Below are 13,431 nucleotides of genomic sequence, written 5' to 3'. Positions count from 1 at the left end.
CGGGGTCAGCTCAGGAATCCGGCACTAGACGAGTAATTCCGATGTCTGGTTAGTGGTCGTAGGCGATGAGTGACCTGGTCAGGGGTGTGCTGGTGGCTCGGTTTTGCCAGATGGCTGTGGTCAAGGCGAGGATGCGTTGTCCGACGCGGGCCAGGACTCCGGCTGGGGTTCTGGCTCCGTGACGTTCGAGGTCGAGCTGGCCTTTGAGGGTGTCGTTGACCGACTCGATCAGTTGCCGGATCGGTTTGAGCAGTCGCTCGCCGGGGCGGGGCTTGAGGTTGCGGTAGTTGGGCCGGATCAGGGTCAGGCCCAGGTCGGTCATGAAGGCGTCGAGGTGTTTGGAGACATAGCCCTTGTCGCCCACGATCGTCTGGCCGGGGTGGGTGGTCAGCAGGTCCTGGTCGCCGGTGAGCATATCGGTGAGGACTTCGCGTTCGTCGGTTTTGGGGTTGGCCAGGGCCCAGGCGATGGGGAGGCCGCCGGGTGTGCAGAGCAGGTGCAGGCGCAGGCCCCAGAAGAAGCGGGAGTGTGAGGGGCAGTAGCCGTAGCCGGCCCAGCCGGCGAGGTCGGAGCGTTTGACGGTGGGCCGGGAGCGGGCGCACTCGACGGGGGTGGAGTCGACGATCCATACGTCGTCGTGCCACAGGTCGGTGTCCCGGGCCAGGGTCCGGATGAACCGGCTGATCAGCGTGTTCGCGCCGCGCAGACGTTTGTTGTAGCCGGATTGTCCGGGCAGGTAGGGGAACTCCGCGGCCAGATGGGCACGGGCGAACCGCAGCCAGCGGGTCTCGGAGACGAAGCCGAGCACGGCCTGCATGACCGCCAGTGTCAACAGCTCGGCATCCGTCAGCCTCGGCGGCCGGCCCGATCGCCGCGTTTCTGCCAGAGAGTCGTCAATCCTCACGTACAGTGCTGTCGCGAGGGTCTCGAGGTTTGTCGTCACACACGAACCAGCGAGACCCTCGCTTCATGCGCGCGAAGACTTCGGACTTACTCGTCTAGTTGGTGCCAACCAGCCCCTACGCCTCAAGGCTTGTCAGGAGACGTTCGGCGAGTTCGGCAAGGGTTTCGCCATCCTGGGTCATCCAGCGGGCGGTGCCCTGGTTGGATACCGGCCGTCCCTCCCAGCCGGCCAGTTCCCACATGCGGGAGACCAGACCGCTGGGCGAGTAGCGCTGGCGGTCGTACTCCCAGATGAGAGCCTTGCCGGTCTCCCCCGTCCACGAGGCACGCGAGCGACTCTCATCTGCTGCGAGCCAAGATTCCAGTGCTTCTTGCTCGGCTGGTACGTAGAGGTTCAGGCGAAGAGGGGCACCTTCCGAGAGTGCCCCTTGGTTGACGATGACGTGAACCGAGTTGGGGCGGCGCGGCTTACGGGGCCGCTCTTCCTTGCGGAGGTATGGGGACACGTCCTGCGTCTGGCCGCCGGCGGACAGCACGTCCAGGACATCGGTCACGAGCGCTGCGCACGCCGCGTCGTCGATACACACTCGCTTGAGGTCCGAGCGGGTCCCGTGCCGGGAGTCCAGCACACCGAGCAACACGGGTACGGTGCGCTCCAGCAATTCGGGGATCCGGTTGCTTGCCTTGACGAACCAGGCGGCGGTGAGGTCTGCGGGGTCAGGCTCGCCCATGCCCGCGTCTTCTACGAGCAGTTGGCGGAAGATGAGGTGAGTGAGGAGGAAGGCTCCATCGTCGATGACGGCGGCTCCCCGCTTCTCGTACCCGTCGCGCACGGTACGCAGGGCTTTGCGAGTCTCGCGGAGGACGCGTACGGCGTTCCAGACCTCGAAGACTCCGGGTACGGAACGGAACAGCGGGTCGTAGATGGATCCGCTGCCTCGCTGCCATATCACGTCGGTGGAGTCGGCCGCCACCAGCCGGGCAGTGAAGCGGCTGGCGGAGTGTGCGCAGGCCAGAGCACACGCGGCCTCAACGACGGAACAACCCTCGTCCCCTTGGGGCTCCAATTCGCCTCGACGGACGCTGTACACCAGGTCCAGTTCGGCCCGGAACTCCTCGATCAGGACGGCCTGCACGGGGTCCAGGGCGATGCGGTCGCGGTCGGTGATGTGGTTCTGCCGATTGGTGGCCTGGGTCGTGCGCTGGGCGAAGTCGGTGTCCCCGCCGGTGACGATGATGCGGACCCCTACCTCGGCCGACTCCGCCTGCTCGTCCTCTTTCGCCGCATCGATGACGGCCCGGACGGTCTGCGCCCCGTTCACCACGCTCGCACCGTGCGCGGTGAGGCGGAGCGGGAGACGTTCCGGCTGCTTCTTGGATCCCTTCTCGATCTCCAGGGAGTCGCACAGAATGGTGATGCCGTTGTTGAAGTACCAAAAGTTGGCGGGCTCTTCGGTGAGCGTCTCCACCAGCTCGCTGTTGATGGGTGTCAGCCCGAGCGGGTTGCGGATGTTGTGGTCGAAGAGTCGGTTGCCGTACTCCGCCCATTCCACGATCTGCTCGGCCTGCACCACGCCCTGGTAGGCCTGTTGGTCGGAGGGCGAGAATGCGAACCACGGGGACATCGTCACCTGGAGGGTGATCGGCTTGGGCCTCTGGTCGTCACGGGCTCGCGCGTAGATCTCCGGCGAGTGGATCACACGGTGGAAGACGTGCGTACCGTCGTGGTTGAAGTCGTTCTCCCCGTTCTTGATGGCCTGGCGTACCCCTGGGGCAAGTTCCTTCGTCCCCATGAGGACGATCACCTGGGTCACCTTGGTCAGGTCCGACCCCAGCAGCGACTTGGCCTGCTCGGCCAGGACGCGGCCGCGCGGATTGAACTGGCGGGATTCCCCCGCGTCAATCAGAGTGAGTCCGGAGAACAGTTTGAGGACTGCGGTTTCATCGGCTTTGGCAGTGCCGGTCTCGCTCCACTTCGACTGGACGAGGTATATGTGCGCCGCGTCCTGGTCAACGGCGATCGCGTCGATCCCCTGGTCGTTGCCGCCGTCGATGACACAGGCCGCCGCCTGGGCGGGCGTCCAGTCGGTCACCATGCGCACGGCATGCGCGGCGAGGGCACGGGACCGCCGCGCGATGACGAGATCGTCCGGCTTGCGGTTGCCGAAGTCGCTCATATCGATGAGGCCGCCATACGTCGCGTCGAGAAAGTTGGCGACCTGGCGGACCTGGGTGGGAACGTGGGGGCGGCGCGGAGGGGTGCTCATGGTTCTCCCGTGCGGGGCGGACAAACGTAACAGGTGTGGGGAACGCGGCTGGTGCGCGTCACTGGCCGGGGGCGAGTGAGTCCACGACGGCCTGGAAGCTGCTGCTCGCGCTGTTCAGTTCGGCGACGATGGAGGCCGCGATGTCGCGTGGGGAACCGAGGTCCTGCTGGTTTTCGGTGAGGTCGGCCCAGAGCTCCAGGCTGGCGCTGGGGCGGGCCAGAAGATCGGCTACGGGGTACGGCTTGAACTGGCGTGACGGTGTACGGCTGCTGTGGTCGGGGTCGTCCGGGCGGTAGGCGGCGAGGAAGTCGGACAGGTCGTCCTCGGTGAGCGGGTTGCCGGTGTCCGTGCGGTGGTTACCGGTGCGGGCGTCGTAGACCCACAGGGCGCGCGTGGCGGGCTCGCCGCTGGGGCGAGGGGCGGACTTGGTGAAAAAGAGGATGTTCGCCTTGGCGTTGGTGCCCCGGAAGATGCCGGTGGGCAGACGCAGCAGAGTGTGCACGTCGCAGTTGAGGAGCAGATTGCGGCGTACGGTGGCCGCGGCGCCCGTACCGAATAGCACGCTGTCGGGGGCGAAGACGGCGGCTCGCGCACCTTGCGGCAAGGTGATGGCGATGTGCTGGAGGAAGTTGGTGGGAAGGTCCGCCTTGGGTGCCCAGAAGTCGTCGCGGTGGGTGGTGTCGACGGCCGCGTCGGTGCTCTTGAAGGGCGGGTTGCACAGAGCCACGGTCGCGGCGACATCCCGGTCCTGCCGCTGAATGGCCCTTACCTTGCGGGAAAGGGAGTCCGAACGCTGTATCGGGGGGATTCCCGCGAACAGCCGGCGGGTGTTGAGGAGCACGTTCATGGTGGCGAGACGGCACATCTGGGGATCGATGTCGGCTCCCGCGATGGCGGAGTCGTCCACCTTGGTGCCATGGCTCTCCATCTCCCGGTGGGCGGCGATCAGCGTGCTGCCAATGCCGCAGGCCGGGTCGATGATCCGGTCGTCGGGGGTGAGGGCGAGGGCCTTGGCGACCACGGCGAGGAGTGGCGGTGGGGTCAGGAACTGTCCGGTCTGGCGCTTCTTGAGCATGTCGTCGTAGCAGTCGGAGAGAAGCTGGGCGAAGGCCCGTCCGAGCTCGCCGTCAGGGACCTGGGCCCAACGGTACGGGTTAATCTCCTCGGTGATGAGCTGTCGCAGCTCGCTCATCCGGTCGATGTTCCACGGCTGTGCGTCATGGAAGAGGACGCTGGCAGTGGTGCGACGCTGGTTGTCCGGGGTTGGCGTGCCGAGCGTGCGCATGGTGCGGGCCAGGTAGCTGTGGAGGTCTTCGCCGCCGCGTTCGACCAGGTGCGGCCAGGTGTCGATCGACGGCGCGACCGGACGGGAGGCGAACTTGCCGGGTCGGTTTGCGCGTTCGTGGTCGAGCTTGAGGAAGAGCAGGTAGGCGATGTGCTCAGCGAACTCGATCTTTGTCAGGGCCCGGATGCTGGTCTTGTAGTTGTAGAACTCCCACCAGCGGCGGACGATCGATTCGGCGGTCCAGTGCCTCTCAAGCTGCCCACCCTGCGGCGGAATCCCCGACATCCCACTCATGCTTGCGGATCCAGCACTGCCCCGCCCCGTACCCATACTGTTCTGCTTCCCTCCGCTGTCACCCGGGCTCGGGCCACGGCCGGTTGCCTTCCGGACCCTGACTCGGGGAACGGAAGGACGGGCCTACCCCGCGCGGGCTTCCCCTGTTTCGTCGCTGTCGTCGTCGGCTGTGTTGATTGTTCCAGTTCGCGCGATGCTCTCCGAGCCCGCTTCCCTCTTCAGAGCGCGTGCCACGGTGGTGAACTCGACCAAAGCGGCCTCCAGTTCGTGCACGATCTCCTGGGCGATCACGTCAGGCGACGCAAGGGCCGTATGCGTGGAGTCCGTTCCCGATCGGAGGACGGTCAGGTCGAGATTCACCTTGTCACGAGAGATCAGTTCTTCGTAATCGTAAGCCTGGAAGCGATCAGTGGGCTTGCGAGCGGAGAAGTCGGTGCCGCCCGAGTGGAAGGCGGCGACGAAGTCGTCCAGGTGTTCGCGGCGCAGCTGCCGCTGCTTGAGGGTGAACCGCTGGTCGGTGCGGAAGTCGTAGACCCACAGCTGCCTGGTGCCGGGGCGGCCTCCGGTGCGCTGACCGGTCTTGTCGAAGAACAGGACGTTGGCCTTGACACCGTTGGCGTAGAAGATGCCGGTGGGCAGGCGCAGCAGCGTGTGCACATCGCACAAGTTCAGCAGGTTGCGGCGGATCGTCTCGCCGGCACCTGACTCGAAGAGCACGTTGTCGGGGAGAACGACGGCTGCCCGGCCGTTGGTCTTCAGCAGGTTGTAGATGTGCTGGACGAAGTTGAGCTGTTTGTTGGTGGTCTGAGTCCAGAAGTCCTTGCGAGCGGTGTATGCCTCGCCCGTCACCGAGCCAACGCCGAAGGGGGGGTTGGCGAAGACGATGTCGTAGAACTGCGAGGGAGACTTTGCCAGGGAGTCCTGCACGGTGATCAGTGGCTTGGCCTCGGATGTGCCGATGTTGTGCAGCAGCATGTTCATCAGCGCCAGACGAGCGGTCTCCCGGACCAACTCGTAGCCGGTGATCGCGCCGGTCTGCAGCTTGCGGCCCTCGTCACCGTAGAGCTGTTCCTGGTAGTGCTGATTGAGGTGGGCATGGGCGGCGATGAGGAAGCCGCCCGTTCCGCAGGCCGGGTCGGTGATGGTCTCGCCGACCTGAGGCCGGACACAGTCGACCATGGCGTCGATGACAGGGCGGGGAGTGAAGTACTGGCCGGCGCCGGTCTTGCGGTCCTCGGCGCCGCGCTGCAGCAGGCCCTCGTACGCGTCGCCCTTGAGGTCCTGGTCCTCGGTGGTCCACCGGTACGGGTTGATCAGGTCCTTGATCAGCCGCTCCAGGACGGCAGGTTCGTGGATCTTGTTGCTCGACTTGGCGAAGACCTCACCGAGCATAGTGCCGCCTCGCGAACCGAGGTCCTTGAGGATGAACTCATAGTGATCGAGCAGCGCATCACCTGAGCGGGTGGTTAGGCTCGCCCAGTCCCGGCCCGGGGGAACGAGAGGCTCCTCCGGGAAATTACGGCGGAACTTGGCCGGGCGGTTGGCCCGCTCGTCCGCCATCTTCAGGAAGAGGAGGTACGTGAGCTGCTCGACGTAGTCGAGAGTCGAGACCCCGGAGTGGCGCAGGAGCTCGCAGTACGACCAGAGTCGATTGACGAGAGTGCTGGTCGACTCGATTGCGGTCACCCTGGGCGTGGCCTGAGGGCCCAGGGGAACGGTTCCCTGGGGCGACTCCTGTGCCGAGACGGGCTTGTCGGTGCTCATGGTGCTCACAGGGGTAGTTCTCCCTGACCGGGGTTGCCGGTCGACTTGCTGGTGCGCGGGGCGCGGCGGCGCGTGCTCCTCGTGCTGGCGGCGGAGCGCTGAGCGCGGAGGCGGTCGAGCAGTACGGAAGCGGGCTCGTCGGTGGGGTCCTGGGGGACAAGAGTGCCAGTGAAGGCGGCGTGTAGGAGAGCAGCTCTTAGGTCGGCAACCTGGGCAAGGGACGCCTTCGCTGTCTGCCGAAAGACTTCGGCTTGTTCCACGTAGTTCTCGATGAGCTGGACCAGATTGTCTTGCTCATCACGTGGAGGAACAGGGACAGGGAGCAGCTTTATCTTGCGAAGGCTGATAGACGCGAGATTCACTGTCTGCTTGCCGTTGCGGTCGCACCAAGACTTCCCGAAACTGTTCGCATGCCATGCGAGGAGCAGAGGTGAAAGAACATCGCCAATTACACGGGCTCGGAAGACATGATTCTGGTGAATGCAGTCATCGATTTGCCCCTCCCAGACCCATCCCCGGCCGAGCTTGTCACGGTCCCCTCCCTCGTTGAGAAGTACGTCTCCCGAAACCAGCCGGAGAGATTCAGCCTTAGCAGGGGGCACCCGGATAGTTTCTACTCTGTCCAGCATGAGTCGACCGCGCTGCACATTAGCTACGCGAAGATAGGGAACTTCGACGTAGTCCGGATCTCCCTGTTTCTTGCTGTCCTTGGTGATTCCGCCGACGACGGCCGCGATCTCGCCAAGTCGCCTCCAAGTCCATCCGGCAGGAAGATCGGGGAGTTTACCATCATCTGAGTCCGCAGGGGAAATACCAGTAAAGAACCGATCCGTGTGGCTCAGGGCACCGCTCGTTCCCAAGGCCAGGATCTGCTCCACAAAGGATTCACACTTGTTGAGTGCTGTCCGAACGGAGGCTTCGCCAGCCTCGACGTGAGCCAGCTGCTCGTCAAGCCGCGCAACGATACGACGCTGCTCTGCAAGCGGCGGGACCGGGATATGGAGCCCTTCGAGGTAGAGGCGGGGGACTCGCCGCTGCCCTACGGCGCCGGACATGTACGGTTCCGCTGCTTTCCGCACGCTTCGCTGCAGTAGGTAAAGTGTCAGGTACTCGGGAAGAAGGGCCCCACGGCTGCGGAGCACATGAAACTCCGTGCTGCCGAGCGCGCGTCCACCGGTCAGTCCTCTCGCCTGGGCGATCTTCCCATTCTCCATGCACGGAGTGATCTTGGCGAACAGGACGTCGTTCTCTTGGAATCGAGTCAGAGACTTTCTCTTAAATTCGCCGTAACGGACCAGCGTTGATGGGTCCATCCGTCCGGTTTCGGCTTCGACCGAGGCCATAGGAACCTGCGAGATGAGGTCATCGTCATTCGGCTCCTCGGCGAATCCGCGCGGATTGACGTCGCATAGTTCGCCGATGGTGGCGATGGCCCATCCGTTTGGCAGCCCTGGGGTGTCCGTCACGCCGGAGGCGCTGTTACCTCCGCCTCCGTTATTGGCCTCCACGGCGGTCCCCGTCACGCGCTCAGCTCCCTGTCGAGATCGTCGATGATGTGTTCTGCCTGTCGTTCGCCGAATTCGGCGAGGAAGCCGTCCGTGCCGTTACGGGCGGCAAACGGGGCATAGTCGAGGTCGGCGGTGTCGAAGCGTACACGTTCAATCGTGGCGGCTGCGATGTGGTCGAGCCACCAGCGCTGACGGTCGCTGAAACGGACGCCTGCCTGATGCTGGCGGGTGAGCCAGGCCGCATAGCGTTCGCGGACGCGTTCCTCGTGCGGGATCGGCTGGGGGGCGCCGCGTTCGGCTCCGCCAGCGAGTTCGTAGCGGAGCAGGGCGAGGAGGTCGGCCGCAGTACGGCGGGCGTGGGCACCGCGGAGGGCGGCCTCGCCGACCTGCTCGTAGGCGGTCCACAGGCGGTCAGGGGTCCAGGCGCGTGGGGGGCGGGCGATGGCACGGGCCACGTTCTGCAGACGGCGCAGGGCGTCGGCCGGCGGGGTGTCGGAGTCGGCGCTGAAGGCGATGGCGATGGCAGCGATTTCGTCGCGGTTGTCCTCGATGTACTGCCGCCAGCTGGTGACGACATCGCGGGAGGCCGCCTCGTCCTCGACCACGGCCCCCGCAGTGACCAGCTCATCTCGGCTGGTCTCGTCGTAGAGGATGTCCTTGGCGCGACGCATCTCCAGCAGCCGGGCACGCAGCTTCGGGGCGGCGGCGAGGGGCTGGACGGCGTGGTCGATGAGCGCCCGCACCTCCCGCTCGGGGTCGCGGCCGGTGAGGTGGGCGGCGTCCCGTACTTTCTGCTGGTCGTCGACCGAGACCGCGCGGATCATGCCGTGAATGATCTCCTTGAGGGGGCGGCCGCCGGTGAGCTGCTCGATCTCGCCGCGCTCCTCAGGGGTCATCTGGATGTCGAGCTTGGCAAGGCGGGCGGCGAGGGTGGAGACCTCTTCCTCCTCGATGGTGCCGGCGCCAGCCTTCCGCAGCAGCTTCTCCAGGCTGACCTGCTTCTCGGTGTGGCGCTCTAGCGGAGCCGCGTCGACCTTCTTCTTCTGCGTGACGCCCACCGCGTCGACGATGACGAAACGGGTCTTAGGGCCGACGCCGGGTGTCACCTTCTCGAACTCGGTGAGGGAGAGGGTGCGGGCGCCGCGGCCCTTCATCTGCTCGAAATAGGCCCAGCTCTTCACGTCGCGCAGGAAGAGCAGGCATTCCAAGGGCTTGACGTCGGTACCGGTGGCGATCATGTCGACGGTGACGGCGATCCGCAGCTGAGGCAGGTTACGGAAGTCCGCGAGGCGCTCATCAGCCTTCTTCGCCGCGTGGGTGATCTTGGCGCAGAAATCGTTGCCCTTGCCGAAGACGTCACGGACGACTTCGACGATTTCTTCGGCATGGTTGTCGTTCTTCGCGAAGATCAGGGTCTTGGGGACGTACATCTCGTCCCACAGCAGCTCACCAGTGGAGCCGTCACGCTTGCCGCGTTCGGGGAAGATCTCGGTGAAGAGCCGCTCTCGGAAGGTGCGGATCACGGTGCGCAGCTGGTCCTTGCTGATGACGCCCACACCGACTTGGTTCGCGCCGTACTCGACGTCCTCGTCGAGGTCCTCGTAGCGCTGGCGTCGGGTGCGCCGGTCGCGGACCGGGATGGTGCCCTGGGCGATGACACCGCCCTCGGCCGTTATCCGGGTGCCGATCTCATACACGGAGAAGTCGACGTTGACACCGTCGGCGACGGCCTCCTGGTAGGTGTACTCGCTGACCAGGTTGCCGTTGAAGTAGCCGAAGGTCTGGGCGACCGGAGTGGCGGTGAGGCCCACGATAGGGGCGTCGAAGTACTCCAGGACCGAGCGCCACTTGCCGTAGATGGATCGGTGGCACTCGTCGACCACGATCAGGTCGAAGGACTCCGGCGGAATGTCCGGGTTGTAGCTGACCTCGACCGGGCCGGGAATGTCGTAGGGCTGTTCTCCCTCGGCGTCTTCCGCGAGTGCGCCTGTCGGGCGTTCGCCGGTCAGTTCCATGTACAGGCGTTGGACCGTGGACACGACCACCTTGGAGGACGCTTTCATGCCTTCGGCGCCGAGTCGCTGGACGTGGTAGAGGTCGGCGAACTTGCGGGCACCGTCAGGGGTGATGAAGTTCTCGAACTCGGCGACTGCCTGGTCCCCCAGGTTGTTGCGGTCGACGAGGAAGAGGACTCGCTCGGCGCGCGCATGCTTCAGCATCCGGTACGAGAAGGTCACCGCGGTGAAGGTCTTGCCAGCGCCGGTGGCCATCTGTACCAGAGAGCGGGGCTGGCCCATCCCCTGCTGGCCCCGGCCGAGGGCTACGGAGTCCTCGACCCCACGGACAGCGGAGATCTGCGCGGGACGCAGTGGGTGCTCGTCCAGCTCGGGCATGCGCCAGCGGAGACGAGCACGGTAGCTCGGCGCCTGTGGGTCTTCGTCGGCCTGGCGGATCCAGCGGGCCAGAGTGCGCGGCTGGTGGAAGGAGAAGATCCGGCGGGTACGGGAGTCGGGGTCGAGGGTGCTGCGGAAACGAGTCTCGCCACCGTCGCTCACATAACGGAACGGCAGGGGTTCCTCTCGTCTCCAAGCGAGCATGCGCTGCTGGGCGTCGGTGGGGTGGTCGGCGTACCGGTCGGCCTGAGCCTCGGCAGCGGACAGGTCAGCCCCTTCGCGCTTGGCCTCGATGACACCGACCAGCTTGCGGTCCACGTACAGCGCGTAGTCGGCCCGGCCACGTGCTGTCGTGGTCTCGCGGACGGCGACGCCGTTGCCCCGGTGGTCGCCCTGATGCCAAAGGTTCTGCTCCGCGATGTCCTGGACCTGCCAGCCGGCCTCGGTGAGCATCTGGTCGAGGCGGGCGCGAACCTGTACCTCGGTGAGGGGCTCGCGGGCGGCCGCTTCGGCGTTGTCGAGGAGGCGGGCGCGCTCCGCGACGGCGGTGGAGGCCGCCGCGCTGTCGGTGGCTTCGGCCCGGCGCTGCCGTGCGTAGTCGGCCTCCTGGGCCGCTTCGACCTGCTTCAGCTGCTCCTGGAGCGCAGCAATCGAACGGGCGAGATCCTGTTGCTCGGCGCGAGCCGCGGAGAGCTCACGTTCGGCGGCGGCTCGAGCCGCCTGCTCGGCCTCTGCCTTGGACGCCTGGTCCTGGTAAGTGAGTCGGGCCTCTTCGAGGGCCTTGCGGGCCTGGGCCACCTGATCGCGCAGACGTTGGTTGCGTGCGGCCGGCGTACGGGCCGGGTCCGGGGGTACGAATGCGATCTGCTCGCGCGAGCCGGTCAGCAGGCGGTGGTACCAGACTCCGAGCCTGAAGCAGGATCGCAGGGTTCGGAATGCGTCGTCGGAGTTGTCTCGGTCACCGTGGTTGGCGTCGTTGCCAAGAGCGCGGACCTCGTGGAAGGCGGCCCCGACATTTCCGTGCAGGAACCCCTCCTTGTCGAGGGCCTTCAGCCGCTCGAACTGTGTGGTGCCCGCGTTCCTGATCCGCGCCCTGCGGACCAGGTCCGCCGCGAGCGTCTCACCGAACTGCCTCGACTTGATCAAGGAAGTATTGGGGTCGCTGAAGACGTAGCTCTCGGCTGCTGCCCCGTAGGCCACGAGCAGGGGGGTGTGCGGCAGTAGAAAGCCGAAGTTCCGCGATTGCTGAGCCAGCCTGGCCAGTTTGGCGTCCTGGGTGCCGGGCGAGCCGACCGCACTCATACTGTGTCACCACTTTCTGGGGCGGGTGAGCCGCGCAGCGCGAGAAGCGCGACTTAATCGCCGTACGACCCTACTTTGGGATGTTCGAAGGCGGGTCGGTTTTTGCGTGTACCGAAGAGCGGACTTTCCGGGGTCTGGAGACGGACGTGGGTACGTCGAGGACTGACACCTACGGATGTCCGTTGCGACGCCAGGCGGTCAAAACGCGCATGTCCGTCACTGACACTGCCCCCTTCGACTCGCACCGTCGAACAAATCTGCAGTTCAAAGCCGCACATGCGACCAGCTGCGGTATGTCGCCGCTGTCCAGACGTGGAATCTATGGCCAACTGCGTGACCACTTCACAGGCGGTGCCCACGACGCCACGGCCGACGACAGCGCTGCGGATGCCCCCGCCGTTCATGCGGACCTACAACGCCTTGTCCTCGGTGAGCGACTTTGTCGGTCAGGCGCCCAACGTGATGAGTCTGGTCCACTCCATAAGCTGCTCAGACCCCGAGCTGCTGGCAGGCACCTCTGAGGACGGATTGAAAGACTGACGGGGCCAGGAAGATTCGTCCCAGCCCCATCAGCTGTTTGTACCTTTGAACTGAACTCCACCACATCACCGATGTGGTGGAGTTCAGACGTTGAAGCGGAACTCCACCACGTCCCCGTCCTGCATCACGTACTCCTTGCCCTCCATGCGGGCCTTGCCGGCCGCGCGGGCGTCGGCCACCGAGCCCGTGGTGACGAGGTCGGTGAAGGAGATGACCTCGGCCTTGATGAAGCCCTTCTGGAAGTCCGTGTGGATGACGCCGGCCGCCTCGGGGGCCGTGGCGCCCTTCTTGATCGTCCAGGCGCGGGACTCCTTGGGGCCTGCCGTCAGGTAGGTCTGGAGGCCGAGGGTGTCGAAGCCGACGCGGGCGAGGGTGGCGAGGCCGGGCTCCTCGGCGCCGACGGACTGGAGGAGCTCCATGGCGTCCTCCTCGTCCAGCTCCGCGAGGTCCTGCTCCAGCTTGGCGTTGAGGAAGATCGCCTCCGCCGGGGCGACCAGCGCGCTCTGCTCCGCCTTGAACGCGTCGTCCGTCAGCTCGTCCTCGTCCACGTTGAACACGTAGAGGAACGGCTTCGTGGTCAGCAGGTGCAGGTCGTGGAGGAGCTCCGCCTTCTCCGAGCCCTGGACGATGCCCTGCGAGAAGAGGGTGTCGCCCTTCTCCAGGATCGCCTGCGCCGCCTCGACCGCGGCGACCTTCGGCGCCACGTCCTTCTTGATCCGGGACTCCTTCTGGAGGCGCGGCAGGACCTTCTCGATCGTCTGGAGGTCCGCGAGGATCAGCTCCGTGTTGATCGTCTCGATGTCGTCCTTCGGCGAGACCTTGCCGTCGACGTGCACGACGTTCTCGTCCTTGAAGGCGCGGATGACCTGGCAGATCGCGTCCGACTCGCGGATGTTCGCCAGGAACTTGTTGCCCAGGCCCTCGCCCTCGCTCGCGCCGCGCACGATGCCCGCGATGTCGACGAAGTCGACCGTCGCCGGGAGGACGCGCTGCGAGCCGAAGATCTCCGCGAGCTTGGTCAGGCGGGCGTCCGGGACGCCGACGACGCCGACGTTCGGCTCGATCGTGGCGAACGGGTAGTTGGCCGCCAGCACGTCGTTCTTGGTCAGGGCGTTGAACAGGGTCGACTTGCCGACATTCGGCAGACCGACGATTCCGATCGTGAGCGACACGGT

7 protein-coding genes are annotated in these 13,431 nt (G+C 65.7%); all 7 read right to left on the bottom strand.

What is annotated here, in order from left to right:
- Positions 1-49: 49 nt before the first annotated feature.
- Complete coding sequence (locus tag CP977_RS22320) at positions 50-943, bottom strand: IS982 family transposase (protein WP_152370710.1); 894 nt, start codon at positions 941-943, stop codon at positions 50-52.
- 76 nt (positions 944-1,019) lie between these two features.
- Positions 1,020-3,170 (bottom strand): AIPR family protein, encoded by a 2,151-nt coding sequence (locus CP977_RS22315; protein WP_152370709.1) that lies wholly within the window; start codon positions 3,168-3,170, stop codon positions 1,020-1,022.
- Positions 3,171-3,228: 58 nt separating this feature from the next.
- Positions 3,229-4,740, bottom strand: a complete 1,512-nt coding sequence (locus CP977_RS22310) for an HsdM family class I SAM-dependent methyltransferase (RefSeq protein ID WP_167308894.1) — start codon at positions 4,738-4,740, stop codon at positions 3,229-3,231.
- 132 nt (positions 4,741-4,872) lie between these two features.
- Entirely contained in the window at positions 4,873-6,513 is a 1,641-nt protein-coding gene (locus tag CP977_RS22305; RefSeq protein WP_152370707.1) for a class I SAM-dependent DNA methyltransferase, read from the bottom strand.
- 5 nt (positions 6,514-6,518) lie between these two features.
- Entirely contained in the window at positions 6,519-8,036 is a 1,518-nt protein-coding gene (locus tag CP977_RS22300) for a restriction endonuclease subunit S (protein WP_167308895.1), read from the bottom strand.
- Positions 8,033-11,716, bottom strand: coding sequence for a DEAD/DEAH box helicase family protein (locus tag CP977_RS22295; protein WP_152370705.1), 3,684 nt, complete (start codon positions 11,714-11,716; stop codon positions 8,033-8,035). Before CP977_RS22295 ends, CP977_RS22300 begins: the two co-directional genes overlap by 4 nt.
- Positions 11,717-12,339: 623 nt before the next feature.
- Positions 12,340-13,428 carry a redox-regulated ATPase YchF gene (gene ychF, locus CP977_RS22290; RefSeq protein WP_062752426.1) on the bottom strand — a complete coding sequence of 363 codons (1,089 nt, stop codon included), beginning with the start codon at positions 13,426-13,428 and terminating at the stop codon, positions 12,340-12,342.
- Positions 13,429-13,431: the final 3 nt, after the last annotated feature.

It is taken from the genome of Streptomyces cinereoruber, assembly GCF_009299385.1.
GTDB lineage: Bacteria > Actinomycetota > Actinomycetes > Streptomycetales > Streptomycetaceae > Streptomyces > Streptomyces bikiniensis.
Note: the sequence above shows the minus strand (reverse complement) of the source record. Positions and strands in the feature narration are given on the sequence as shown.

Coding starts and splice junctions, on each gene's coding strand:
- CP977_RS22295 (WP_152370705.1), bottom strand. CDS start 11,716: ATGAGTGCGGTCGGCTCGCCCGGCACCCAGGACGCCAAACTGGCCAGG.
- CP977_RS22310 (WP_167308894.1), bottom strand. CDS start 4,740: ATGTCGGGGATTCCGCCGCAGGGTGGGCAGCTTGAGAGGCACTGGACC.
- CP977_RS22315 (WP_152370709.1), bottom strand. CDS start 3,170: ATGAGCACCCCTCCGCGCCGCCCCCACGTTCCCACCCAGGTCCGCCAG.
- CP977_RS22305 (WP_152370707.1), bottom strand. CDS start 6,513: ATGAGCACCGACAAGCCCGTCTCGGCACAGGAGTCGCCCCAGGGAACC.